This window comes from uncultured Azohydromonas sp., from assembly GCF_937926365.1.
Lineage (GTDB): Bacteria > Pseudomonadota > Gammaproteobacteria > Burkholderiales > Burkholderiaceae_C > Azohydromonas.
The window spans coordinates 1-25,671 of sequence record NZ_CALAOH010000190.1 but is presented as its reverse complement, the minus strand read 5'-3'; the positions used below and the strand labels follow the sequence as shown (position 1 = coordinate 25,671).

Annotated in this window: 22 protein-coding genes; 10 read left to right on the top strand and 12 right to left on the bottom strand. The window is 69.5% G+C overall.

What is annotated here, in order from left to right; genetic code table 11:
- Positions 1–15 precede the first annotated feature (15 nt).
- From Q0741_RS20335 to Q0741_RS20325, 3 genes are all read right to left on the bottom strand, one after another.
- Positions 16–336 (bottom strand): hypothetical protein, encoded by a 321-nt coding sequence (locus Q0741_RS20335; protein WP_298235012.1) that lies wholly within the window; start codon positions 334–336, stop codon positions 16–18.
- Between the two features lie 150 nt (positions 337–486).
- Positions 487–1,452 (bottom strand): MBL fold metallo-hydrolase, encoded by a 966-nt coding sequence (locus tag Q0741_RS20330; RefSeq protein WP_298235011.1) that lies wholly within the window; start codon positions 1,450–1,452, stop codon positions 487–489.
- Between the two features lie 104 nt (positions 1,453–1,556).
- Positions 1,557–1,718, bottom strand: coding sequence for an oxidoreductase-like domain-containing protein (locus Q0741_RS20325; RefSeq protein WP_298235014.1), 162 nt, complete (start codon positions 1,716–1,718; stop codon positions 1,557–1,559).
- A 166-nt stretch (positions 1,719–1,884) separates the two neighbouring features.
- Here Q0741_RS20325 and Q0741_RS20320 point away from each other — a divergent pair, with 166 nt between their 5' ends.
- Complete coding sequence (locus tag Q0741_RS20320; RefSeq protein WP_298235010.1) at positions 1,885–2,475, top strand: YigZ family protein; 591 nt, start codon at positions 1,885–1,887, stop codon at positions 2,473–2,475.
- 18 nt (positions 2,476–2,493) lie between these two features.
- On the opposite strand, the gene Q0741_RS20315 is transcribed toward Q0741_RS20320, so the two are convergent.
- Entirely contained in the window at positions 2,494–2,793 is a 300-nt protein-coding gene (locus tag Q0741_RS20315; RefSeq protein WP_298235009.1) for a hypothetical protein, read from the bottom strand.
- Positions 2,794–2,914: 121 nt separating this feature from the next.
- Between Q0741_RS20315 and Q0741_RS20310 the strand changes: the two genes are divergently transcribed.
- From Q0741_RS20310 to Q0741_RS20275, 8 genes are all read left to right on the top strand, one after another.
- Positions 2,915–3,940: a LacI family DNA-binding transcriptional regulator gene (locus Q0741_RS20310; protein ID WP_298235008.1), complete on the top strand. Its 1,026-nt coding sequence runs from the start codon at positions 2,915–2,917 to the stop codon at positions 3,938–3,940.
- A gap of 187 nt (positions 3,941–4,127) precedes the next feature.
- Positions 4,128–5,750 (top strand): S8 family peptidase, encoded by a 1,623-nt coding sequence (locus Q0741_RS20305; protein WP_298235007.1) that lies wholly within the window; start codon positions 4,128–4,130, stop codon positions 5,748–5,750.
- A gap of 23 nt (positions 5,751–5,773) precedes the next feature.
- Positions 5,774–7,120 carry a hypothetical protein gene (locus Q0741_RS20300; protein WP_298235006.1) on the top strand — a complete coding sequence of 449 codons (1,347 nt, stop codon included), beginning with the start codon at positions 5,774–5,776 and terminating at the stop codon, positions 7,118–7,120.
- A gap of 202 nt (positions 7,121–7,322) precedes the next feature.
- Positions 7,323–8,297, top strand: coding sequence for a tripartite tricarboxylate transporter substrate binding protein (locus Q0741_RS20295; RefSeq protein WP_298235005.1), 975 nt, complete (start codon positions 7,323–7,325; stop codon positions 8,295–8,297).
- Positions 8,298–8,325: 28 nt separating this feature from the next.
- A complete protein-coding gene (locus tag Q0741_RS20290; protein WP_298235004.1) occupies positions 8,326–9,624 on the top strand; it encodes a glucarate dehydratase family protein in 1,299 nt (432 codons plus the stop codon).
- Positions 9,625–9,809: 185 nt separating this feature from the next.
- Positions 9,810–10,145 carry a BON domain-containing protein gene (locus Q0741_RS20285; RefSeq protein ID WP_298235003.1) on the top strand — a complete coding sequence of 112 codons (336 nt, stop codon included), beginning with the start codon at positions 9,810–9,812 and terminating at the stop codon, positions 10,143–10,145.
- A gap of 307 nt (positions 10,146–10,452) precedes the next feature.
- On the top strand, positions 10,453–11,283 hold the full coding sequence (locus Q0741_RS20280) for a hypothetical protein (RefSeq protein ID WP_298235002.1): 831 nt from the start codon (positions 10,453–10,455) through the stop codon (positions 11,281–11,283).
- A 92-nt stretch (positions 11,284–11,375) separates the two neighbouring features.
- Complete coding sequence (locus Q0741_RS20275; RefSeq protein WP_298235001.1) at positions 11,376–12,497, top strand: hypothetical protein; 1,122 nt, start codon at positions 11,376–11,378, stop codon at positions 12,495–12,497.
- Here Q0741_RS20275 and Q0741_RS20270 read toward each other — a convergent pair.
- The 4 genes from Q0741_RS20270 to Q0741_RS20255 all read right to left on the bottom strand — a co-directional run bounded on the left by Q0741_RS20270 (position 12,476) and on the right by Q0741_RS20255 (position 15,944).
- The gene (locus Q0741_RS20270; protein ID WP_298235000.1) at positions 12,476–12,712 is read right to left on the bottom strand and encodes a cysteine-rich CWC family protein; all 237 of its coding nucleotides are present in this window, start codon (positions 12,710–12,712) and stop codon (positions 12,476–12,478) included. The two genes, Q0741_RS20275 and Q0741_RS20270, sit on opposite strands and share 22 nt — an antisense overlap.
- 5 nt (positions 12,713–12,717) lie before the next feature.
- Positions 12,718–14,265 (bottom strand): malonyl-CoA synthase, encoded by a 1,548-nt coding sequence (locus tag Q0741_RS20265; protein ID WP_298234999.1) that lies wholly within the window; start codon positions 14,263–14,265, stop codon positions 12,718–12,720.
- 121 nt (positions 14,266–14,386) lie between these two features.
- The gene (locus Q0741_RS20260) at positions 14,387–15,373 is read right to left on the bottom strand and encodes a tripartite tricarboxylate transporter substrate binding protein (protein ID WP_298234998.1); all 987 of its coding nucleotides are present in this window, start codon (positions 15,371–15,373) and stop codon (positions 14,387–14,389) included.
- 130 nt (positions 15,374–15,503) lie between these two features.
- Positions 15,504–15,944, bottom strand: coding sequence for a response regulator (locus Q0741_RS20255; protein WP_298234997.1), 441 nt, complete (start codon positions 15,942–15,944; stop codon positions 15,504–15,506).
- 314 nt (positions 15,945–16,258) lie between these two features.
- On the opposite strand from Q0741_RS20255, the gene uvrA reads away from it, so the two are divergent.
- Positions 16,259–21,928 carry an excinuclease ABC subunit UvrA gene (uvrA, locus tag Q0741_RS20250; protein WP_298234996.1) on the top strand — a complete coding sequence of 1,890 codons (5,670 nt, stop codon included), beginning with the start codon at positions 16,259–16,261 and terminating at the stop codon, positions 21,926–21,928.
- On the opposite strand, the gene Q0741_RS20245 is transcribed toward uvrA, so the two are convergent.
- The 4 genes from Q0741_RS20245 to Q0741_RS20230 form a co-directional block, all read right to left on the bottom strand.
- Positions 21,918–22,568 carry a sulfite oxidase heme-binding subunit YedZ gene (locus Q0741_RS20245; protein WP_298235013.1) on the bottom strand — a complete coding sequence of 217 codons (651 nt, stop codon included), beginning with the start codon at positions 22,566–22,568 and terminating at the stop codon, positions 21,918–21,920. The two genes, uvrA and Q0741_RS20245, sit on opposite strands and share 11 nt — an antisense overlap.
- A 25-nt stretch (positions 22,569–22,593) precedes the next feature.
- Positions 22,594–23,586, bottom strand: a complete 993-nt coding sequence (msrP, locus tag Q0741_RS20240; protein WP_298234995.1) for a protein-methionine-sulfoxide reductase catalytic subunit MsrP — start codon at positions 23,584–23,586, stop codon at positions 22,594–22,596.
- Positions 23,587–23,767: 181 nt separating this feature from the next.
- Positions 23,768–25,129 carry a c-type cytochrome biogenesis protein CcsB gene (gene ccsB, locus Q0741_RS20235; protein ID WP_298234994.1) on the bottom strand — a complete coding sequence of 454 codons (1,362 nt, stop codon included), beginning with the start codon at positions 25,127–25,129 and terminating at the stop codon, positions 23,768–23,770.
- Positions 25,126–25,671: cytochrome c biogenesis protein ResB (locus Q0741_RS20230; protein WP_298234993.1), on the bottom strand; the 546-nt coding region annotated here is incomplete at its 5' end. The genes ccsB and Q0741_RS20230, both read right to left, overlap by 4 nt.

Sequence of the window (25,671 nt, the reverse complement as noted above, 5' to 3'; positions counted from 1 at the left end):
CGGCGGGCGCTGCGCCTAGCGCGGGGAAGCCGGCTGCGCGCCGGCCGGGGCGTTGCGAGCGGCGGCGCCCCGGGCCGGGACGCCGTCCTGCCGCGCGTCCCGCTCAGGGTCGTTCTTGCGTGCCGCGCGCAGGTTGAGCACGAACAGGCCCAGCTGCAGCGCCATCAGCGCCCAGGCCTTGGTGTGCCAGCCCCAGGCCAGCCACAGCACGTTGCTGAGGATGAAGACCCAGAAGCCCCAGTTGCGCTTGCGCTTGCGCTGGGAGGCCACCATCCAGGAGGCGACCAGGGTGGCCGCCATCGCGGGCCATTGCAGGGCGTCGAGCAGTTCGGACATGGGCGTGCTTTCCGGCAGGAGACGAGAGGAAAGCGCGGCCCCGGCGGCGGGCCGCGCGTGCTGCCGGAGCACAGGGCAGGCGGCGTACCGGCCGCCCGGGGGCTCAACGCCGCGCCGCGTCGGGGACGGCGGCGCGCGTGGCCCGTGGGCTTACTTCGACGCCGCCGGCGCCACGGGCAGGCTGCTGTAGTTCAGCGGCTGCCACTCGTAGCCCTTGCCCTGGGCGCGCAGTCGGCCCAGGCCGGGGAAGGAGAGGTGCGCGCCGGCGATCCAGATGCCCTCGCGCGCGGCCTCGGCCATCACCTTGCGCCGCTGCGGCGCGGCGGCCTTGGGGTCGGTGTCGAACTGGATCGTCACGCCCGGGTCGGGCATCTGCACCGCCGCGGCGTGCATCACGTCGCCCCACACCAGCAGCCGCTGGCCCTGGCTGCTCACCAGGTAGCCGTTGTGCCCCGGCGTGTGGCCGTGCAGCGGCATGGCCCGGATGCCCGGCACCAGTTCGGTCGAGCCTTCGAAGGGCTGGAACTTGCCCGCGTCCACGTAGGGCTTCAACGCCGCCATGGCGGCCTGGAAGAAGCCTTGCGCCTCCTTGGGCGCCTTTTCCATGTGGGCCGTGCTCAGCCAGTACTCGGCGTCGGCCTTGTCGGCGCGCACCACGGCGTTGGGAAAGGCGCGCTGGCCGTCGAGCACCAGCCCGCCCACGTGGTCCGGATGCAGGTGCGTGATGTAGACCTCGTCCACCTGCTCGGGCTGGTAGCCCGCGGCGCGCAGGTTGGCGATGAGCTTGCCCAGCGTGGGACCGAAGTTGCTCGCGGCACCGGTGTCGATGAGCACCAGCTTGGAACCGGTGTTGATCAGGTAACCGTTGAAGGAGGTTTCGGCCGGCAGCTCCAGGCGTGCCCGCTCGAAGCGGCGCTGGGCTTCGCCCGGGTGCGCGTGCAGCAGCTGGTCCATGGGCAGCTTGACCGTGCCGTCGGACAGCGCCGTGATCTCGAAATCGCCCAGCAGCATGCGGTGGTAGCCGGGGGCCTGCGTCTTGACCTGGGGCGCGCCGGCATGGGCCGCGCTCAGGACGATCAAAGTGGCGGCCAAGCCGCCAAGCAGGGTGCGCAGCATCGTGGAGCTCTCAACGGAAAGTGGCGAGGCGGCCAGCATAGCGGTGCATGCTCATCCGGCCGGCAGCGGCGCCCCGTGTCTTTCCGAAGGACGAAGGCGGCTTCTCAGGCGTCCTCCAGCCGCCAGGTGGCCTCTTCCCACCAGTAGCCCGCGGCGTCGTAGAAGCCGTCCCAGACGCAGCCGTTGCAGCCGCGGCCGCAGCAGGTGGTGGGCTCCTCGGGCGGCGGGGGCAGCTGCACGCCCAGCGCCTGGGCGCGCTGCTGCATGTGGGAGAAGAGGGCGCGCGCGGTGTCGCGGTCGGTGAAGAGGTCGCGGCTCAAGGGAATCACTCCGTTGGAACGGGCGCAATTGTCCCGTGCCGCCGCACACCGGCCGGCGTGCCGGGGTTTGGCGCGCCGGCCGGGGCTTCGTGTCGGATGGAAAATCGCATCCATGTCCCAGACCCTTGCCACCGCCTGCCACAGCGAACTGCTGATCCAGAAAAGCCGCTTCATCGGCTGCGTCGAGCCCGTGCCCGACCGGGCCGCGGCGCAGGCCCGGGTGGCCGAGCTGTGGGCCCAGCATCCCACGGCCACGCACGTGTGCTGGGCGCTGCTGGCCGGCGGGCAATCGGCGGCGGTGGACGACGGCGAGCCCAGTGGCACCGCCGGGCGCCCGATGCTGGAGGTGCTGCGCCGCCAGCAGCTCGAAGGCGTGCTGGCGACGGTGGTGCGCTACTTCGGCGGCGTGAAGCTGGGCGCCGGCGGCCTGGTGCGCGCCTACACCGACACCGTGGCGCAGGCGCTGCTCAAGGCCGAGAAGGTGCCGCTGCAGCGCCTGCAGCGGCTGCGCTGCAGCGTGCCCTACGCGCTGGAGGGGCTGCTGCGCCGCGAGATCGAGTCCGCCGGCTTCAACCTGGGCGAGGTGGCGCACGGCAGCCTGGTGGAACTGAACTTCACCGGCCCCGAGGACAAGACCGCCGCCTTCGTGGCGCGCATCAACGAGTTGGGGCAGGGCAAGGTGGGCTGGCTCAAGGCGGAGTGAGCCCTCGTCCCTCAGCCCTCAGTACTGCCCGCGGTGCGACTCCTCGGTGTGGCCCTCGCGGTCCGCACCGCCGCTGCCCGAGCGCATGGGCGGGCCCTTGGCCTCGTCGCCGCTTGAGGCGGCACCCGCCCCGCTACCCACGCGCGCCTCGGCCAGCCAGTCCGAGCTCTGTGTGGTGCCGTCGCCGGCATTGCTGCTGCCCTGCGCGGTGTTGCCCACGGCGCGCGTGGTGTCGGGGACGGCCTTGCCGGCCGGGCCGGACGTGCCGTTGGCCGGCGTTTCCTTGGGGGCGCTGGGAAGGGTGTCGGACTTGATCATGAGAACTCCTTGGCGTTGCCCCCGGTGCGGCAAGCCCTGTGCCCCGGGCGCCGCGCCCATGGCTTCCAGTGACCACTGGTAGCGCTATCAGGCTGCTTGCGGGCCGGCGCACAATGCCGCCATGGACGAGACCTCGACACCCCGCCGGCGCCGCGGCGGGGGCGGCATCACGCTGGGCGACGTGGCCCGCATTGCGGGCGTGGCGCCCATCACCGCCTCGCGCGCCCTCAACACGCCCTCGCAGGTGTCGCCGCAGGTGCTGCAGCGCGTGCGCGAGGCGGTGCAGCGCACGGGCTACGTGCCCAACCTGCTCGCCGGTGGCCTGGCCTCGCGGCGCAGCCGCCTGGTGGCCGCTGTCGTGCCCAGCATCGCCGCGCCGGTGTTCATGGAGACGGTGCAGGCGCTGACCGAGGCGCTGGCGCAGCAGGGCTACCAGCTCATGCTGGGGCAGAGCGGCTATGCCGATTCGCGCGAGGACGAACTGCTGGAGCAGATCCTCGGCCGCCGCCCCGACGGGTTGGTGCTCACCGGCGTCATGCACTCGGCGCAGGGGCGCCGCCGGCTCCAGGCCAGCGGGCTGCCGGTGGTGGAGACCTGGGATTTCAGCTCCTCGCCCATCGACATGCTGGTGGGCTTCTCGCATGAGGCCGCGGCGGCGGCGATGGCCGACCACCTCGTGGCGCGCGGCTACCGGCGCCTGGCGGTGCTGGGCGGCGACGATGCCCGCGCGTTGCGGCGCCAGCGCGGCTTCATCGAGCGCGCGCAGGCACTGGGCTGCGAGGCCGTGCCGGTGCTGGCGCTGCCTGCGCCCACCGGCGTGCCCGAAGGACGCGCCGGGCTGCGCCAACTGCTGCAGCAGGTGCCCGAGACGCAGGCCGTGTTCTGCGCCTCCGACGCGCTGGCGCTGGGCGCGCTGGCCGAGGCGCAGTCGCGCGGCCTGCGCGTGCCGCAGGAGCTGGCGCTGGCCGGCTTCGGCGACATGCCCTTCGCCGCCTCGCTCTTCCCGGCCCTGAGCACCGTGCGCATCGACGGCACCGCCATCGGCCGCCACGCGGCGCGCTTCATCGTCGAGCGCGTCGAGGGACGCGAGGTGGGCGAGAAGGTGATCGACGTCGGCTTCAGCGTCATCCAGCGCGAAAGTACCTGAAGTCACTTGCGGCTCCCTAGGTCGCGGCACACAGTGCCTTCCCGCCGTCGGGCGAGACGGTCCAGGGAGGCGGAACGTGGTTACGAGGAAGAAGAGCGACGATCAGGCTGGGGCTGCAACCGGCGGGAAGGTCGGCGTGGCGCCCGCGCCGGCATCGAAAAAGGCGGCGCGCAAGCGGTCCGCCGCGGTGAGCGAGACTCCGGCCGCACCGTCGCCGGCGCCTGGTGCCGCCGCGCCGGCCCTTCCCCCCGAGCCGGCGCAAGTGGCCGACGAGGAGCACCAGCGCATCGAGCGCACGCTGGTGCACACCATCATTGCGCTGCCGCTGCACGACAAGCTCTGTGCAGAGCGGGCGGCGGGTGCGCCGGCGCAGCTCCATGAGGTCATCATCGACCTGCACCTGGGCTACCCGGAGGGCCGCAAGGCGGCCGGCGACTGGGTACGGGACACGCTGCAGAAGCTGATCGAGGCGCATCCCTCGCCGCCGGGGCAGCGGCTGCACAAGGAAAAAAACCGGTTCACCGAGCAGTACGTCTTCGCGCGCCTGAGCAGCGACGTGATCCAGCGCCTGGTGCTGCTCGATGCGGAGCCCAAGCCGGGGCTTTCGCCTGTAGTGCCGCACACCGTGGGTCCTCACGCCATCTACCAGATCTGGGAGGACTTCAAGATCAAGCCGCTGATCTTCAAGTCCTACGCCACCATGAAGTGCAACGCGGCGCGGGCCTCGTTTGCCGCAGCCGGCGAGAACGTCGTGTGGGGCGTGATCGACTCCGGCATCCAGGGCGACCATCCGCATTTCGTGCGCCACGGCAACCTCAAGGGCGCTGTCGAGTCTTGGCACTGCGACTTCACCGGCGAAGACGCGCCGCTGCAGGACGGCTTTGGCCATGGCACGCATGTGGCGGGCATCATCGCCGGCGAGATTCCGGCCCGGCCGGGCAGCGATGACGGCCAGCCCGCAGACCACCCGGACATCGTGGCCTACACCCGCGTGCTCAAGCAGGACGGCGAAGACCGCGAGGTGGTGCCCGAGCGCATCCAGTTGCCCAAGATTTGCGGCATGGCGCCGATGACCAAGCTGGTGAGCTTGAAGGTCATCGACGCCAAGGAGCAGGGCGCGGTGTCCAACATCATCGCGGCCATCGCCCATGTGCAGGAAATCAACGCCTACGGCCGCCACCTGCGCATCCACGGCGTGAACCTGTCGGTGGGCTATCCCTTCGACCCCGAGTGGTTTGCCTGTGGGCAGAGCCAGCTTTGCGTCGAGGTGGACCGCCTGGTGCGCTCGGGCGTGGTGGTCGTGGTGGCCGCGGGCAACACCGGCTATGGGGTACTTGACACCGAGTTCCGCGGCCGGCGCCGGGGCGGGCTGGCGCTGTCCATCAACGACCCCGGCAATGCCGAGGGTGCCATCACCGTAGGCTCGACCCACCGCGACATGCCGCACGTGTACGGCGTGTCGTACTTCTCCTCCAAGGGCCCCACCGGCGACGGCCGGCTCAAGCCGGACCTGGTGGCCCCGGGCGAGCGCATCATTTCTTGCGCTGCCGGCGCACTCAAGGCCAGGATCCAGCAGAAGCTGGGCAACGGTGCGCAGCAGCCCACCTACATCGAAAGCACCGGCACCAGCATGGCCGCTCCGCATGTCTCGGGCGCGGCCGCGGCGCTACTGTCGGTGAAGCAGGAGTTCATCGGCCAGCCCGAGCGCGTGAAGGCCATCTTCATGTCCACCGCCACCGACCTGCAGCGCGAGCGGCAGTTCCAGGGCGCGGGGCTGATCGACCTGATGCGGGCCATCCAGTCCGTATGACCTCCGCACGGAAGGAGCAGACCATGAAGGAGCTTTCCGGTTTTCCATACGTCGCGCTGCGCTTCGACAAGAAGGCGCATCTGCTCGATGCCGGGCCGTTGGCCGAGTTGAAGGCGCATCTAGGCCAGACCGGCACCACCGACCTGATCGTGATCTCGCACGGCTGGAACAACGACATGCAGGAGGCTGAGGGCCTGTACGCGGAGCTGCTGGGCAACGCGCGCGGGCTGCTCGACAAGGGGCGCGTGCCCGGGCTGGCCGGGCGCTCCATTGCCGTGCTGGGCGTGCTGTGGCCGTCCAAGAAGTTCGCCGACAAGGACCTGATCCCCGGCGCCGCCGCCGCGCTGCAGGGCACGGCGGCGCAGGAGCAGCTGCGGGCGCAGCTGGAGCTGCTGCACGCGGATGCCGACAACGCCTTCGACGCACCCGACGCCGGCCCCAAGCTGGGCCACCTGCTGGAGTTGCTGCCCAGCATCGAGGACAACACCAAGCAGGCTAAGGAGTTCATCGACACGCTGCGCCAGCTCGTCGTGCTGCGCGACGGCGATCTGGCCGACGTGCCCGACACGCTCTTCGAGCTGCCGGCCGGGGTGCTGCTGGAGCGGATGCAGCAGCCGGTGCCCTTCGTGCGTGACGACGGCGACGCTGCCCACGGCAGCGCGGCCATCGACGACGAGCACGGTGGCGCGGCCGGCCTGGGCGACGTGATCGGCAATGCCATATCGGGTGCGCTCAACGCGCTCAACCTCGTCACCTACTACCAGATGAAGGCACGTGCCGGGCTGGTGGGTGAACAGGGCCTCAACCCCATCCTGCATGACATCGCGGCGCAGTTGCCGCAGTTGCGCCTGCACCTGGTGGGCCACAGCTTTGGCGCCCGGCTCGTCACCGCCGCCGCTGCCGGCGCCGGCGCCGATGAGGCCACGCTGTGCCCGGTGGCGTCGATGAGCCTGCTGCAGGGAGCGTTCTCGCACTACGGCTTCGCCGAGAAATGGGACGACCAGCAGGACGGCTTCTTCCGCCGCGTCCTGGCGCGCCAGGCGGTGCGCGGCCCCATCATCGCCACTTGCACCATCAACGACCGAGCCGTCGGCCTGGCCTACCCGCTGGCCTCCATGCTGGCGCAGCAGGTGGGTGCGCACCTGGGCGACAAGAACGACAAGTACGGTGGCCTGGGCCGCAACGGCGCCCAGAAGACGCCCGAGGCCCAGGACGGCGCGCTGCTGGACCCGGCCACCGATGACAGCTATGCCTTCAGCGCCGGGCACATCCACAACCTCGAAACCCGCCAGCTCATCACCGACCACGGCGACGTGCGCAATGCCGCCGTCGCCTATGCCGTGCTGAGCGCCATGGCGAGCGTTCAATAACGACGGCCTGACCCGCCCCGCTGCGGCGGCCGGCGCAGCGCGCCGCCGCGGCTCCCTCCTGGCCTGCGGCCGTTCCGCCGCGCGGCTTGCCTACTCCATAACCCTGGATGCGAAGTGGCGCTGATAGCGCTACCATTGAATCTTCTTTGGTAGCGCTACCATCATTGCTGTTCCGGTGGCCTTGATTCTTGAAAGTCTTGCCATGATCTTGTCGCGCCGTTTTCTGTTCGCTTTGCCGCTGGCTGCTGTTCTGTGTGGTGGTGCACAGGCACAGGGCTATCCGAACAAGCCGATCACCTGGGTGGTGCCCTTCGCGGCGGGTGGCTCCACGGACGTGGTGGCGCGCGCGGTGGCGCAGCAACTGCAGGCGTCGCTGAAGCAGACGGTGGTGGTGGACAACCGCGCCGGCGCGGGCGGGGTCATCGGCGTCACGGCGGTGGCCAAGGCGGCGCCGGATGGCTACACGCTGCTGGGCGGCACGATCAGCACGCACGCCATCAACGCCACCCTCTACAGGAAGCTGCCCTACGACCCGGTGCAGGACTTCGAGCCCGTGAGCCTCATCGCCTACGTGCCCAACGCGCTGATGGTCAACCCGGCGCTGGGCGTGAACTCGGTGCAGGAGTTGATTGCCTGGATCAAGGCGCATCCGAAGGAGGCGTCCTATGCCTCTTCCGGCGCGGGCACTTCCACGCACCTCACGGGCGCGCTGCTGGCCGACACGCTGGGCGTGCCGATGACGCACGTGCCCTACAAGGGCAGCCCGCAGGCGCTGCAGGACGTGGTGGCGGGCAACGTGCCGTTCCTGTTCGACCAGCTCACCGCCGGGCTGCCGCTGGCCAAGGGCGGCAAATTGAAAGTGCTGGCCGTGACCTCGCAGAAGCGCAACGTGCTCGCGCCCGAGGTGCCGACCATGGCCGAGGCCGGCATGCCCGGCTTCAACCTGGTGTCGTGGCAGGCGGTGTACGCGCCCAAGGGCACGCCCAGGGAGGTCGTGCAGCGCCTGAGCACCGAGATCGGCAAGGCGCTGCAGATGCCGGAGCTCAAGTCCAAGCTGGAGCAGCAGTTCGGCATGGAGGTGGTCGGCGGTGGCCCCGAGCAACTGGCCGCGCTGATGCGCAGCGACATCCCGCGCCTGGGCGCGCTGGTGAAGAAGACCGGCGCCAGCGCCGAGTGAGCCCTCTCATCGAATTTGAAAGCACCCCATGAAGCACCGCGACAACCTCATCCGCCACGTCCGCATCACGCCCATCGCTTTCCGTGACGGTCCGTTGCTCAACGCCAGCGGCATCCACGAGCCCTGGGCGCTGCGTGCCATCGTCGAGATCGAAACCACTGACGGCCGCGTCGGCCTGGGCGAGACCTACGGCGACGAGCCCATGCTGCGCGCGCTGGAGACCGCCAGGCCGCTGCTGCGGGACCTGTCGCCCTTCGATCTCAACGAGATGGAGCAGCGCGTGCGCGCCGTCTTCAAGCCGGCGGCGGCCGCGGCGCTGAATGCCGGCGCGGTGGAGTTCACGCTGGCGCCGGGCTCGCACACGGCCAAGAACGCGGCCAAGGTCACCAGCGCCTTCGAGGTGGCGATGCTGGACCTGCAGGGCCAGCTGCTGAACGCGCCGGTGGTGGACCTGCTCGGCGGCGCGGTGCGCCAATCGGTGCCCTACAGCGCCTACCTGTTCTTCAAGTACGCCGAGCACATCGACAAGCCTTATGCGCCCGACGCCTGGGGCGAGGGCATCAGCCCGGCGCAGATGGTGGCGCAGGCGCGGCGCATGGTGGAGCTCTACGGTTTCCAGAGCATCAAGGTCAAAGGCGGCGTGTTCGAGCCCGCGCACGAGATCGCCACCATCCGCGCGCTGCGCGAGGCCTTCCCGAAGCACCCGCTGCGGCTGGACCCCAACGCCAACTGGTCGCTGCAGACCAGCATCCAGGCCGCACCGGAACTCGACGAGCTGCTGGAGTACTACGAGGACCCGACGCCCACGCTGGAAGGCATGGCCGAGCTGTCCAGGCATTGCCGCTCGCCGCTGGCGACCAACATGGTGGTAACGACCATGGACGAGTTCCGCCGCAACGTGGAGCTGGGCTGCGGCACGAAGATCATCCTGTCTGACCACCACTACTGGGGAGGATTGCGCGCGACGCAGGCGCTGGGGCGCATGTGCGAGGTGTTCGGCCTGGGGCTGTCCATGCACAGCAACTCGCACCTGGGCATCAGCCTGATGGCGATGACGCACGTGGCCGCCGCCGTGCCCAACGTCACCTATGCCTGCGACACGCACTACCCTTGGCAGGAAGAGGAGGTGATTGCCGGCGGGCGCATCGCCTTCCAGGACGGCGCGGTGGCGGTGCCTGACAAACCTGGCCTGGGCGTGGAACTGGACCGCGAGGCGCTGGCGCAGTTGCACGAGCAGTACCTGCGCTGTGGCGTGCGCAACCGCGACGACCTCAAGCAGATGCGCAAGTACCAGCCGGCGTTCAGCGGGAAGAGCCCGCGCTTCTGAAGCCGTGGGGGGCCGCCGTGATGGCGCTGCCCATGCCTTGATGAGGCACGCGGCTTGCCGAAGCGGGGCGCCCGTCCCGCCGGCTTTGGAATGCCGGCACCGGTGGGCACCCGCCGCGGTGGGGCCGGCCAGCATGGGCCGCGCCGCGAATGAACTCTGAACAAAACATCCCGAGGATTTCGCTCATGAACCTGAAGCACTTGCTCCCTGCCGCACTGATCGCCTCCGCCTTCCTCGCCGGCTGCGGTAGCCTGGCCGGCAGCCCCGACCGCGCCGACGGCGCGCCGCACCGCACCGTGGGCGAAGCGGTGGACGACGCCAAGATCGTCACGGAGCTCAAGGCCAAGTACGCGGCCGACCCGGACCTGAGCGCGATCAAGATCAACATCGATTCCACCCAGGGCTTCGTGCGCCTCAAGGGCGAAGTCAAGACCTTCGCGCTGCGCCAGAAGGCCGAGTCCATGGCCCGTGCCATCTCGGGCGTCAAGTCGGTGGACAACCAGCTGATGATCACCGGCTGAGCCTCGCCCCAGGGTGGCTGTCCTGGCTGCCCGGTCTCCCGCAACGGCGCTGCAGCGAGTGGCGCCGTTTTTTGTGGCCGAAGCCTGAGCCCTGCATTCCGGGCCGATCTGGCATGCAAATGCGTGAAAGTCGGCATTAGTTCACGCCTGAATGGTTGCGAACCGCGTGTGCAGTGGTCATGGAATAGCCTGCGTCAGGCACATCACTATGAAAATTTCATGGCGATTTGCGCCGGTGGTCCGCGGCGCTCCAACACTACCGTGATCGGTTAGCCGTTCAGTGTCCGGAACACATGAGGGAGAAGTCATGAGGGTCGAGGGATCCAGGCCGGAAACGCTGCTGGCGCAGCTGGCCAGCGAGCAGCAGCTTCTTGGTGGCGCCAAGGAGGGGCACCGCAACAGTGGAGGCGGCGTGCGCCATGCGCAGGCTGTCGCCCCGGCGCAGGCGCAGAGCGCCCTTTCGGTGCATCTGTCGACCGCGGGACAGGCCATGGCAAACGTGGTCGGCTCAGCGGGTTTGACGGCCACGGCCCGTACGCAGGCCAGCTCATACGCCATGGACATCGGTGCAGGCGGCAACGGCATGCTGCCCCTGCCACAGCTTCATACGGTCCAGAGCATCGTCGAGCAGGTCACAGGCAAGCGGGTCGGTGTCTTCAACGCTATTGACCTGGGCCCCATGGCCCTGATTGGAGGCAGCGCCGCATTGGTCAGTGAGCTGACCGAAGCCGGGTTGCAGTTCGCTCCAGGCAGTCAGTTGATGAGGTACGCATCTAGTGGTGCGGTCACAACCTCTGACGGGCTGCGCGTCGGCTTCTCGGTGGTCGTGACACTGGTGGGGCGCCCGCCGGAGGTCCATAGCGTTGACGTGAGCGTCAACCGGGTCGAGGGCGGCGCGTCTGAACCGGAGCCGCAACCCGAGCTGAAACCGAAGCTGGAGCCGGAAGCGGTGCATGCCGGCCCCGCCTCGGACCTGTTAGGCCATGGCTTGCGCTTTGATCTCGGCATGGCCGTCGCCAACGGCACGGGCCGGCCACAGATGATCGGCAGTGGCATGGTGGTTTTCGAGAAGACCGCCTCCAAGGCATTCACCGTGGAGGACGTGAAGGCCGCGCTGCGCACCATCCGGGTGATCTGATAGAGGCCGTTGGCGTCCAGTATCAGCAGCTCAAGATTCCCAGACATCTGCCGTTACTTCCATGCACCAGAACCCCTGATGGGAAGACGTGCATGAAGATCGCCAGTTCCAGCATGCAGATGGCTGCGGCCCACGCCGAGAGCCACCAGACCACTGTGCGCGAGAGCTTCGAGGCTTGGGGCCCGGGCCGGAGCGTGCGCTACGACGCCGAAAGCACGCAGGCCGGCATCCGCCTCGATGCGGGTGCCGCGGTGCAGATCTCGATCGCGGGCCGGCTGGCCGCGGCCCGGGCCGCGGCGGCCAGCGCGGCGCAATGGGAAAGTGCAGCGGTTTCGACCGAGGTGAACCACACGGAGAGCGCTGATAGCTGCGAATCATCCAGGTCGGCCGTGCTGCCTCCTAAGCTGCAACTGCTGCGTTCCATGCTGGAAAAGCTGATGGGCGAGCGCTTGCGCGTTTACGGCGACCGGCCGCAGGACGAGCTCCCGAGGCCGGCACCGGTCGCCGTTGCCGACGGTCGTGGCGCCGCTGAAGGCAGCGCCAACGCCGTGGGCCTGCGCTACGACGTGGAGCGCACGGTGCAGGAAAGCGAACTCATGCAGTTCCAGGCTCAGGGCATCGTCCGCACCGCCGACGGCCGGGAAATCAACTTCAGCGTGCAGCTCCAGATGGAGCGCAGCTTTGTCAGCACCGAGAGCCTGCACGTGCGCATGGGCGAGCAGCTCAAGGACCCGCTGATCCTCAGCTACCCGGGCCACGCGGTCGAGCTGACCGACACCAAGTTCAGCTTCGACCTGGACGCCGATGGCGACCAGGAGCGCATCAGCTTCGTAAAGCCGGGCAGCGGTTTCCTGGTGTTCGACCGCAACGGCGACGGCCAGGTCAACGACGGCAGTGAGCTGTTCGGCACCCGCAGCGGTGACGGTTTCGCCGAGCTGGCCGCGCTGGACAGCGACGGCAACGGCTGGATCGACGAGAACGATGCGGACTTCAACCGGTTGCGCCTGTGGACCAAGGACGAGGCGGGGCAGGACCGGCTGCAGGACCTGCTCAGCGCCAACATTGGCGCGCTGTCCACGCAGCGCACGGCCACGCCCTTCATCTTCAAGGACGCGAACAACCGCGAGCAGGGCGTGATGCGTGCCAGCAGCGTGTTCTTGCAGGAGGACGGGATGGGTGCGGGGACGGTGAGTCAGGTGGACCTGGTGGCCTGAGCCCCGGGCTCCAGCTCGGCGCCTCCCGCCAGTGTCGCCAGGCAGCTCACGCACAGGCAGCCGGACCAGCGCTCCCGCAGTTGCGCCTGCAACGCCGCGCTCAGCGTCACGGTGGTGCAGGCGCAGGGCCCGGCGTCGCTGACGCCGCAGTGGAAGGCGCCCCCGCAGCGCGGGCAACGGTCGTCCAGGGCTTTCACTTGCGCGGCGTCGCTCATGGCCATCAGCTGAAGAGGGCGCGGTTCTGGTCGCGCAGCAGGTTCTTCTGCACCTTGCCCATCGCGTTGCGCGGCAGCTCGGCCGCGATGAAGACCTGCCTGGGCACCTTGAAGCCGGCGATGCCAGCTTTCAACCTGCCGATGATTTCGGCTGCATCCAGCGCCGCGTCCGGCGTGGGAATGACCACGGCGATGACGGCCTCCCCGAAGTCCGGATGCGGCACGCCGACGACGGCGCTCTCCGCGACTCCGGGCAGCTCATTGATGAAGCTTTCAACCTCGGCCGGGTAGACGTTGTAGCCGCCGGAGATGATCAGGTCCTTGCTGCGGCCCACGATTACCAGGTAGCCGTCGGCCTCGAACTTCCCCACGTCGCCGGTCTTGAACCAGCCGTCGGCGGTGAACTCCTCCTTGGTCTTCTCCGGCATGCGCCAGTAGCCGGCGAAGACGTTGGGGCCGCGCACCTGGATGTGGCCGATCTCGCCCGCCGGGCAGGGGTTGCCGTGGTCGTCCAGCACGCGGATGCCCACGCCCGGCAGCGGCTTGCCCACGGTGCCGCCGCGGCGCTCGCCGTCCTGTGGCTTGCAGGGGTTGGAGCTGAGCATGGCCGTCTCGCTCATGCCGTAGCGTTCCAGGATGGTGTGGCCGCTGCGCTGCTGCCACTGCTGGAAGGTGTCGATCAGCAGCGGCGCGGAGCCGGAGATGAACAGCCGCATGCCGGCGCAGGCCTCGCGCGTGAGGCCGGGGTCGGCCAGCATGCGCGTGTACAGCGTGGGCACGCCCATGAACACCGTGGCGCGCGGCAGTTGCGCGATCACCGCGCGCGGGTCGAAGCGGTTGAGCCACAGCATCCGGCTGCCGTTGAGCAGCGCGCCGTGCGAGGCCACGAACAGGCCATGCACGTGGAAGATGGGCAGCGCGTGGATCAGCACGTCGCCGTCGCGCCAGTCCCAGTAGTCCTTGAGCACCTGCGCGTTGCTCAGCAGGTTGCCGTGGCTGAGCATCGCGCCCTTGCTGCGCCCGGTGGTGCCGCTGGTGTAGAGGATGGCGGCCAGGTCGTCGGCGTTGCGCGCCACGGGCTCGTGCTGGCCGCTCTGCACCGAGGCGCGCTGCAGCAGCGTGCCATCGCGCTCCTCGCCCAGCGTGTAGACGTGCTCGGCGCCGGCCTTGAAGGCGATGCGGCTGACCCAGCCGAAGTTCTTCGGCGAGCACACCACCACCGCCGGCTCGGCGTTGCCGACGAAGTACTCGACCTCGGCGGCCTGGTAGGCGTTGTTCAGCGGCAGGTACACCATGCCGGCGCGCAGCACGCCCAGGTAGAGCATCAGCGCCTCGACGCTCTTGTCCACCTGCACCGCCACGCGCGGCGGCACGCCGTCGGCGCCGGTCGGCAGCTCCAGGCCCTGCAGCAGGTTGGCGATCATGGCGCTGCCGCGCTCGATGTCGCGCCAGCTGTAGTAGAGCGGGCCGCCCGGGGCGTCCAGCGCTTCGATGGCGCAGCGGTCCAGGTCGGCGGGGAAGCCCGCGCGCAGCGCGGCGTAGAGGTTGCTCATGGGAAGTCAGACGGAAAACCGGAGGCGGATCAGGGGCCGGTGCGCGCGCGGGGCGCTCAGCCGGCCGTCTTCGAATGATGCCGGCCGCCAGGGCGGCGGCCTTGAGGGGGCGCAGCCTACGTCACTCCAGCCGCGTGCCGGAAGCCTTGACCACCTCGGCCCAGCGCTTGGTTTCCTTGGCGACGTAGGCGCCGAAGGCGTCACCCCAGGCGTCGGGCGTCTCGCTGCCCAGGCCGGTCCAGGTGGCTTTCATGTCGTCGGCGTTCAGCGCCTTCTTCAGCTCGGCCTGCATGCGCTCGATGGCCTCGCGCGGCGTGCCCTTGGGCGCCCAGATGCCGTACCAGGTGCTGACCACGTAATCGGGCACGCCCAGCTCGCGCGCGGTGGGGATGTCGGGGAAGCCGGGGGCGCGGCGCTCGCCGGCCACGGCCAGGCCCTTGAGGCGCCCGCTGCGGATGTGGCCGGCCGAGGAGCCCAGGCCGTCGAACAGCATGTCCACCTGGCCGGCCATCAGATCCTGCAGCGCCGGGCCCGCGCCGCGGTAAGGGATGTGGGTGATGAAGGTCCTGGTCTGCAGCTTGAACAGCTCGCCGGCCAAGTGGTGCGAGGTGCCGTTGCCGGCCGAGGCGTAGGTGAGCTGGCCCGGACGGGCGCGCAACTGGGCCAGCAGGCCCTGCAGGTCCTTCGCGGGCGCCTTGGCGGCGTTGACCACCACCACCTGCGGCACGCTGGACACCAGGCCGACGGGGATGAAGTCCTTCTCCAGGCTGTAGTCCAGCTTCGGGTACATGGACGGTGCGATGGCATGGTGCACGCCGCCCATGAAGAAGTTGTGGCCGTCGGCGGGCATGCGCGCCGCCAGCCCGGCGCCCAGGGTGCCGCCGGCGCCGCCCTTGTTGTCGATCACGAACTGGCGCCCGGTGTTCTTGGTCATGGCCGCGAACAGCGGCCGCGCGAAGGTGTCGGTGCCGCCGCCGGCCGGGAAGGGCACGAGGATGGTCACGGGCTTGGCGGGCCAGGCGGCCGGGGGGGTCTGCGCCTGCGCGCACAGGGCGACGAGGGAGGTGGCTGCGGCGGCACAGGCCAGCAGCGTGCGGCGTTGGGTCATGGTTTTGTCTCCGATGGCGCTCCTGCCCTTGGGCGGGCGCTCTGTAGGAATGGGAAGAAGGACGTGGAACAGGGCCGCGCCCGCAGCGGAGTGCCCGCGCGGCCCGGGCAAAGTGTAAGCAGCTGCAGCCTCAGCCGGCCGGCAATTCGGGCAGCCAGCGCGCCAGGGCGCGGCGCAGGGTTTCGAAGACGATGGGCTTGGTGAGGTAGTCGTCCATGCCGGCGGCCAGCGCCATTTCGCGGTCGCTGGCCAAGGCGTGGGCGGTGAGGGCCAGGATGGGAAAGCCGGGCAGCCGGCCTTGCTGCTGCATCTCGCGCAGCTTGCGCGTGGCCTGCAGGCCGTCCATCACGGGCATCTGCAGGTCCATCAGCACCAGGCGCGGCGGCGTGGCTTCGCAGCGTTCCAGTGCTTGTGCGCCGTCGTCGGCAGTAAGAACCTCCAGGCCCAGCGCCTTGAGCATTTCCAGCGCGATCATCTGATTGACCGGGTGGTCCTCCACCAGCAGCACCGGGCCCAGGGCCGGGCCGGCGGCAGGGGGGGCGTCGGTGGGTGCTTGAGGCACCGAATTCATGCAGCTCTCCAGTGCGGGGTGCCTAGAACTGCCGGCTCGGAACACCGGCACCCCATCTTGCCGTGGGGTGCCTGCATGCTAGCACCGGCCTTATGTCTCGCCGTTCTAGGCCAATGCCGGGGGGTCTTCCTTCTCATGCGAGGTGTCGTGCGTCTGACGCCCAAAAATGCCGATCCGCGAATCACATCACAGAAGGGCACCGCCTTGGGCCACGGGATTGCTCTCCCGGGCCTTCCCTGGGCAAGCCCTGGCCAGTCCGCGGGACTGCGGGCCTCCCTAGAATCCCCCGCCTCTTTCAGAAACCACCCTTCTTCATGAGCTCCGGAGTCATCCGCATTCGCGGCGCGCGCCAGCACAACCTCAAGAACCTGGATCTGGACATCCGCACCGGCGAGATGACGGTGGTCACCGGCCCCAGCGGCTCGGGCAAGTCCAGCCTGGTGTTCGACACCCTCTACGCCGAAGGCCAGCGCCGCTACGTGGAGACCTTCAGCGCCTACGCGCGCCAGTTCCTCGACCGCATGGACCGCCCCGCGGTGGACCGCGTCGAGGGCGTGCCCCCGGCCATCGCCATCGACCAGACCAACCCGGTGCGCACCAGCCGCTCCACGGTCGGGACGATGACCGAGCTCAACGACCACCTGAAGCTGCTGTTCGCCCGCGCGGCCGACCTGTTCGACCGCAAGACCGCGCTGCCGGTGCGGCACGACACGCCGGAATCGATCTACACCGAGATGCAGCGCCGCGCCGCCCTCAGCGGCGACCCGCGCCTGGCGCTGACTTTCCCGGTGGAGCTGCCGGCCAACACCACCGCCGAGGAAGTCGAGCAATGGCTCGCCGCCAGCGGCTTCACGCGCGTGCAGGCCGAGCGCACCGTCGGGGAAAGGAAGCTGCTGGACGTGGTGGCGGACCGCTTCCGCATGGGCAACGTGGAGCAGGTGCGCGCGATGGAGGCCATCGAACTGGGCCTCAAGCGCGGCAGTGGGCGGCTCAACGTCTACGTGCTGCGGGACGAGGGCGAGGAGATCTGGAAGTTCTCCACCGGCCTGCACTGCCCCGAGAGCGACATCCGCTACGCGCAGCCGCAGCCCTCGCTCTTCTCCTTCAACTCGCCCTTCGGCGCCTGCGAGACGTGCAAAGGCTTCGGGCGCGTGATCGGCGTGGACATGGGGCTGGTGATTCCCGACGAGCGCAAGACGCTGCGCGGCGGCGCCGTCAAGCCCATGCAGACGCCCGCCTGGAAGGAGTGCCAGGACGACCTGCTGAAGTACGCCGGCGAGGCCGGCATCCCGCGCGACACGGCCTGGTCGCAGCTCACCCAGGCGCAGAAGGACTGGGTGCTGGACGGCTCGCCGCACTGGAGCGGCAACTGGAACAAGCAGTGGTACGGCGTGCGCCGCTTCTTCGACTACCTGGAGAGCAAGGCCTACAAGATGCACATCCGGGTGCTGCTGTCCAAGTACCGCAGCTACACCGAGTGCCCCACCTGCCGCGGCGCGCGGCTCAAGACCGAGGCGCTGCTGTGGCGCATCGGCACCAAGGAGCAGGCCGACGCGGTGCTGCCGCCCGAGAAGCGTTTCATGCCGGCCGGCGTGGACTGGACGCGCGAGCAACTGGAGGCCTTGCCGGGGCTGCACCTGCACGACCTGATGCAGCTTTCGCTGCAGCGGTTGAGAAACTTCTTCGACAGCCTGGAAGCCGCGGTGGCGGACAAGCCGCAGGCCGAGCAGGCGGCGATGGAACTGCTGTTCGACGAGGTGCGTACACGGCTGCGCTACCTGTGCGACGTGGGCCTGGGCTACCTGACGCTGGACCGCCAGAGCCGGTCGTTGTCCGGCGGCGAGGTGCAGCGCATCAACCTGACCACGGCGCTGGGCACCTCGCTCGTGAACACGCTGTTCGTGCTGGACGAGCCCAGCATCGGGCTGCACCCGCGCGACATGGACCGCATCGTGTTGGCCATGCAGCGCCTGCGCGACGCGGGCAACACGCTGGTGGTGGTGGAGCACGACCCGGCGGTGATGCTGGCGGCCGATCGCCTCATCGACATGGGCCCGGGCCCGGGCGAGCGCGGCGGCAGCATCGTCTTCGACGGCACGCCCGATGCCGCGCGCCAGGCCGACACGCTCACCGGCGCATACCTGGGCGCGCGCAAGCACGTGGGCGGCAGCATCAAGCGTTTCGTCAGCGACAGCACGCCGCGGCTGATCCTGGAAGGGGCGAAGGAGCACAACCTCAAGGGCGTGACGGTCGAGTTCCCGCTGCAGCGCCTGGTGGTGGTCACCGGCGTCTCGGGCTCGGGCAAGAGCACGCTGATGCAGGACGTGCTGTATCCCGCGCTGGCGCGGCACTTTGGCAAGGCGACCGAAACACCCGGCGCCCATGACCGGCTGCTGGGCGCGGACATGCTGGCCGACGCGGTGTTCGTGGACCAGAGCCCCATCGGCAAGACCGCGCGCTCGAACCCGGCCAGCTACGTCGGCGCCTTCGACGAGATCCGAAGACTCTTTGCCGAGGCGCCGCTGGCGCGCGAGCGCGGCTACGGCGCGGGCATGTTCAGCTTCAACGCCGGCGACGGGCGCTGCCCGACCTGCGGCGGCTCGGGCTTCGAGCACGTGGAGATGCAGTTCCTGTCGGACGTGTACCTGCGCTGCCCGGACTGCGAAGGCCGTCGCTACCGCAACGAAATCCTGGACGTGAGGATCGAGCGCCGGCTGCCGGCGGAGGTGGAGGGCGGCGAACTGAGCATCGCCGACGTGCTGGAGCTCACGGTGAGCGAGGCGCTGCAGCGCTTCCGCGGCGACCGCGAGGTGGCGCGCGCGCTGCAGCCCATCGTGGACGTGGGCCTGGACTACCTGCGCCTGGGCCAGCCCGTGCCCACGCTCTCCGGCGGCGAGGCGCAGCGCTTGAAGCTGGCGGGCTTCCTGGCCGAGGCGGCGCAGTCGGCGTCCAAGAGCAAGCAGTCGCTGGCGAAGAAGGGCACGCTGTTCCTCTTCGACGAGCCCACCACCGGGCTGCACTTCGAGGACATCGCGCGGCTGATGCGCGCGCTGCGCAAGCTGCTGGAGGCGGGACACTCGCTGATCGTCATCGAGCACAACCTGGACGTGATCCGCGCCGCGGACTGGCTCATCGACCTGGGCCCCGAGGGCGGCGAGGATGGCGGGCAGCTGGTGGCGGCGTGCACGCCGGAGGACATCAAGCAGCATCCGGACTCGCACACCGGCCGCGCGCTGCGCGCCTACGAGCGCGCCCTGGGCCTCGACGGCGCGGTGGAGGAGGGCACGCCGCTGCAGGCGCTGGTCCAGGCGCGGCGCGCGGCGCCGCCGGCGGAGGCGATCCGCATCGTCAACGCGCGCGAGCACAACCTCAAGGCGGTGGACGTGGCGATCCCGCACGGGCGCTTCAGCGTCATCACCGGCGTCTCGGGCTCGGGCAAGAGCACGCTGGCCTTCGACATCCTGTTCAACGAGGGACAGCGGCGCTACCTGGAATCGCTCAACGCCTACGCGCGCTCGATCGTGCAGCCGGCGGGGCGGCCGGAGGTGGATGCGGTCTACGGCATTCCGCCGACCGTCGCCATCGAGCAGCGCCTCTCGCGCGGCGGCCGCAAGAGCACGGTGGCCACCACCACCGAGGTCTGGCACTTCCTGCGCCTGCTGTGGGTGAAGCTGGGGCTGCAGCGCTGCATCCACGACGGCACGCCGGTGATGCCGCAGAGCGCCGAGAGCATCGCCGCGCAGCTGCTGCGCGAGCACCGGAATCAGCACGTCGGGCTGCTGGCGCCGCTGGTGGTCAACCGCAAGGGCCTGTACACGGACCTCGCCAAGTGGGCCCTGGCGCGCGGCCACACGCACCTGCGCGTGGACGGCGAGTTCGTGCCGGTTCAGCCCTTCCCGCGCCTGGACCGGTTCAAGGAGCACACCGTGGAGCTGCCGGTGGGCGACATCGTCGTCACGCCGGCGAACGAGGCGCGCCTGCGCGAGCTGCTGCACAAGGCCCTGGAGCACGGCAAGGGCGTGATGCACCTGCTGCACCCGCTGGACGGCCTGCGCGACGCCATGGCCTGCGGCCAGCCCACGGCCGGGCTGTGCAAGGTGAAAGTGTTCTCGACCAAGCGCGCCTGTCCGACCTGCGGCACGAGCTACCCCGAGCTGGACCCGCGCATGTTCTCCTACAACAGCAAGCACGGCTGGTGCGAGGAGTGCGTGGGCACCGGGCTGGCGCTCACGCGCGAGCAGCGCAAGGTCTATGACGACTCGGTGCGCGAGGACGACAACCGCGGGCGCGAGCAGTCCTTCCCGTCGGAGGAGGCGGAGGCCGAGGGCCTGGCCGACCGCGCCTGCCCGGCCTGCCATGGCGCGCGGCTGAACCCGGTGTCGCTGGCGGTGCAGTTCGACGAGCGGCCCATCAGCGAGGTGGCGTCGTGGTCGGTGCAGCAGGCGCGCGAGTGGGTCGATGGGCTGCGGCTGCAAGGGCGCGAGGCGGGCATCGCGCGCGACGTGGTGGTCGAGATCGCCAGCCGGCTGAAATTCCTGGAGGCGGTGGGCCTGGGCTACCTGACGCTGGACCGCGCCGCACCCACGCTCTCCGGCGGCGAGGCGCAGCGCATCCGCCTGGCGGCGCAGCTGGGCAGCAACCTGCAGGGCGTGTGCTACGTGCTGGACGAGCCCACCATCGGGCTGCACCCGCGCGACAACGGCATCCTGCTGGACGCCCTGCAGGAGCTGGGCAGCCGCGGCAACACGCTGGTGGTGGTGGAGCACGACGAGGACACCATCCGCCGCGCGGACCACATCATCGACATGGGCCCCGGCGCCGGGCGGCGTGGCGGGCAGGTGGTGGCGCAAGGCACGGCCGAGGAGCTGGCGGCGCAGCCGGACTCCGTCACCGGGCGCTTCCTGGCGGCGCCGCTGAAGCATCCGATCGAGGCGCGGCGCCCGGTGGACGACAGCGTGCAGTGGCTGCGCGTGCGCAAGGCCGACCTGCACAACCTGCAGAAGGTGGACGTGGGCGTGCCGCTGCGCCGCCTGGTGGCGGTGACGGGCGTGTCGGGATCGGGCAAGAGCACGCTCGCGCGCGACGTGCTGCTGGCCAACGTGCAGGCGCTGGTGGCGTCGCGTGGCAAGAACGTGGTGCTGACGGGCTGCGGGGCGGTGGAGGGCTGGATGCACGTGGACCGCGTGCTGGAGGTAGACCAGACGCCCATCGGCAAGACGCCGCGCTCCTGTCCCGCGACCTACATCGGCTTCTGGGACGCGATCCGCAAGCTGTTCTCGCAGACGCTGGAAGCCAAGGCGCGCGGCTACGGGCCGGGACGCTTCAGCTTCAACACCGGCGAGGGCCGCTGCCCGGCCTGCGAAGGGCAGGGCCTGCGCACCATCGAGATGAGTTTTCTCCCGGACGTGAAGCTGCCCTGCGACGTGTGCCATGGGCAGCGCTTCAACGCGGAGACGCTGGCCGTGAGCTGGCGCGGCAAGAGCATCGGCGACGTACTGAACATGGCGGTGGACGAGGCCGTTGAATTCTTCGCCTCGATGCCGGGCATCGCGCACCCGCTGCAGCTGCTCAAGGACGTGGGGCTGGGCTACCTGACGCTGGGCCAGCCCTCACCGACGCTCTCGGGCGGCGAAGCGCAGCGCATCAAGCTGGTGACGGAGCTTTCAAAGGTGCGGGACGAGGTGGGCCGGCGCGGTCAGAAGGCGCCGCACACGCTGTACGTGCTGGACGAGCCGACGGTGGGCCTGCACATGGCGGACGTGGAGCGGCTGATCCACGTGCTGCACCGGCTGGTGGCCGGTGGCCACAGCGTGGTGGTGATCGAGCACGACCTGGACCTGATCGCCGAGGCCGACTGGGTGCTGGACCTGGGCCCGGAAGGCGGCAGCGGCGGCGGCAAGCTGGTGGTGGCCGGGCCGCCGGAGGCGCTGGTGAAGGCGGGGAGCCATACGGGGAAGGCCCTGGGGCCGGTGCTCAGCCGCTGAGGGAGCTCGCGGCGGCCGGTAGCACGCGTCGCCGCGCCTCCCACACCCGCCACCCCAACAGCGTGGCGATCACGCCGGCGTAGATCGACCACTCCCCGAAATCGTTCTTCCCCGCCTTCATCCAGAAAAAGTGCAGCAGCGCCAGCAGCGCGATGGCGTAGATGCTCTGGTGCAGCTGCTGCCATCGCGGCGCGCCCAGCGCCTTGATGGCGCGGTTGAAGGAGGTCAGCGCCAGCGGCGCCATCAGCAGCAGCGCCGCGGTGCCGACCAGGATGAAGGGGCGCTTGGCGATGTCCTTGAGGATCACTGCCAGGTCCAACCCCTGGTCCAGCACGGCGTAGCAGACGAAATGCAGCAGCGCGTAGCCGAAGGTCGCCACGCCCAGCATGCGGCGGAAGCGCGCCAGCGCCGGTTGCTTCAACAGCACGCGCAGCGGCGTGATGGCCAGCGTGGCGCACAGCAGGCGCAGGGTCCAGTCGCCGCTGCGGCGGATCAGCGCCTCGGCCGGGTTCGCCCCCAGGCTGTCGGTGGCCGCCGCGATCACCAGGTAAGCCAGCGGCAGCAGCAACAGCATGAACAGCACCGGCTTGCAGGACGGGTGCAGCAGCAATGGTTTCTTGCGGGCCGCGTGGGCGGCCATTGCGGGGTTCGCCACGGGCCGTTCCTCAGTAGTTCTTCTTCAGGTCCATGCCCGCGTAGAGCTGGCCGACCTGCGCCTCGTAGCCGTTGAACATCAGCGTGGGCCGCTTCTTGGCGAACAGCCCGCCTTCGCCGATGCGCCGCTCCGTGGCCTGGCTCCAGCGCGGGTGGTCCACGGTGGGGTTCACGTTGGAATAGAAGCCGTATTCCTGCGCCGCGGACTTCACCCAGGCCGTGCGCGGCTGCTGCTCCACGAAGCGAATCTTCACGATCGACTTGCCGGACTTGAAGCCGTACTTCCAAGGCACGGCCAGGCGCAAGGGCGCGCCGTTCTGGTTCGGCAGTACCTCGCCGTACATGCCGAAGACCAGCATCGTCAGCGGGTGCATGGCCTCGTCCATGCGCAAGCCTTCCACGTAGGGCCAGTCCAGCACACGCGAGCCGACGAAGGGCATCTGCTTGGGATCGGCCAGGGTCACGAACTCCACGTACTTGGCGTTGCCGGTGGGCTCCACGCGCTTGATGAGTTCGGAGAGCGAGAAGCCGATCCACGGGATCACCATCGACCAGCCTTCCACGCAGCGCAGGCGATAGATGCGCTCCTCCATCGGCGCCAGTTTCAGCAACTGCTCGATGTCGAAGACCTGCGGCTTGGCTACATGGCCCTCGACCGCCACGGTCCACGGCCGCGTCTTGAGCTTGCCGGCATTGGACGCCGGGTCGGACTTGTCGGTGCCGAACTCATAGAAGTTGTTGTAGGTGGTGGCGTCCTGGTAGTCCGTCACCTTCTCCATGGTGGCGCCGCCGGCCACGCCGCTGGGCGCTGCAGCGAGCTTGGGCAACTTGCCCGGTCCGGCGAAGGCGGCGCGGGCGTCGCGCGCGGCCCAGGCCGCCAGCACGCTGCCCGCGGCGCCGGCGGCCAGGGTCTTGAGCAGGCGGCGGCGCTGCTCGTACACCGCCTGCGGCGTGATCTCGGACGGAATGGGGTGGATGAAACCGCGGTCCCTGAGCAGGTGCATGGCGAGTCCTCTTGCTGGTTCCCTTCGCTGACCGGATACGCCGGCGCGAAGTTCCTGGATGCGCCGCAATGTGATCTGGGCGTGATAAAGCTTACGGACGAGGCCCTCCATCGCTTCCCGCAAGGGCCAAAGAAAACGGCGCCCCGCGGGGCGCCGTGTCTCGTTCACCGGGCGTGCCGCCTCACAGCTCGCCGTAGGAGTGCAGGCCGGAGAGGAACATGTTCACGCCCAGGAAGGCGAAGGTCGTGACCACCAGCCCGGCCAGCGCCCACCAGGCCGACATGCTGCCGCGCAGGCCCTTCATGAGCCGCATGTGCAGCCAGGCAGCGTAGTTGAGCCACACGATCAGCGCCCAGGTCTCCTTCGGGTCCCAGCTCCAGTAGCCGCCCCAGGCCTCGGCGGCCCAGAAGGCGCCCAGGATGGTGGCGATGGTGAAGAAGGCGAAGCCGACGGCGATGGCCTTGTACATGAGGTCATCCAGCAGCTCCAGCGGCGGCAGCTTCTCGGCGATGGCGCGGCGCCCGGCCAGGATGCCGCCCACGATCAGCGTGCTGATGCCGAAGTACACGAGCCAGAAGCTGCTGCTGGCGCTCTGCGCGCTCTGGCGGAACACGATCGGCTCGAAGCACAGCACCAGGCCCAGCAGCCCCAGCAGTGCCAGCTGCCACCCGCGCGTGGCCGTGGCCTGCTGCTTGAGCAGGTAGGCGAAGGCCACCATGGCCGACAGCGCGAAGGTGCCGTAGCCGATGAAGTTGGCTGGCACGTGCAGCTTCATCCACCAGCTTTGCAGGGCCGGCACCAGCGGCTGGATCTGCTGCGCCTCGCGCTCCACCGTGTACCAGAGCAGGAAGCCCACCGCGGCGCTGACCACCAGCATCACGAAGGCGCCCAGCGCGCGCGTGCGGTAGTGCTGCTCGAAGTACAGGTAGAACAGCGCCGTCAGCCACACGAACAGCACGAACACCTCGTAGAGGTTGCTCACCGGGATGTGGCCGATGCCCGCGCCGATCTGGTGGCTCTCCCACCAGCGCACCATGGTGCCCGTCAGCGCCATGAACACCGCGGCCCAGGCGATCTTGGAGCCCAGGCGCTGCGCCACGTTGTCCTGGCCGCGCGCGGCGAAGCCGATCCAGTAGAAGACCGTGCTCATGAAGCACAGCACCGACATCCACAGGATCGCGCTCTGGCTGGAGAGGAGATATTTCAAAAGGAATACCTTTTCCCCGGCGGCCAGATCAGCGCCAAAGGCGTCCGGTGTGCGCGAGTAGAGGGAAATCGCCAGCAGGGTCACCGCAGTCACGCCCAGCATCAGCGTGCGCAGCGGGCCCCAGAACCAGCCCATCCAGATGACGGCCGGCACGCTGCCGATGAGGATGCCTTTCTCGTACACGTCCATCGCGTCGCCGTAGCGCGAGAAGGCGAACACGGCGCCGGCGACGGCCAGCAGGGCGAACAGCCAGTCGTAGAGGCTGCGCCCGGCCAGCGGGTGGCTGCGGCCGAGCGTGAAGGTGGTGGTGTTGGTGGGAGAGGCGACGGTGTTCATGCGGCAGCGTCCTTCAGGATGGCCTTCTTGAGCAGCTCGAATTCGGTGTCGGCGTCCAGCGTGCGCCGCGTGGTGGAAAGGGCCGTGGTGATGCGCGAGCCCTGATCCTGCGCTTCGACCCAGATCCACAGCCGCCGTTCCCGCACGTACAGCATGGCGAACACGCCCAGGATCAGCAGGATCGCGCCGAGGTAGACGAGCTTCTTGCCCGGCGCGCGCGCGAGCTGGAACACGCTGGCCTGCACCTGCCGGAAATCCTCCAGCTGCAGCAGCACCGGCACGGGATAGAAGAAGCTGTCGGAGAGCGAGACCACGGCCTGCGTCATGAAGGCCTGCGTCTTCTCGTTGGGTGCCAGCGGCGCCAGCCCGGCGCGCTCGCGGCTGAGGTTGGCCAGCTCGAACAGGCTGCCGTTGAGGATGCGCAGCAGCACTTCCGACACGCGCGCGCGCTCGGCCTCCGGCACGCTGGTTTCGATGAAGCGTGCCAGCGCCGCCAGGCCGCCGGGCGGGAAGTCTGCGGCCGGGCTGGCCGCCGCAGACAG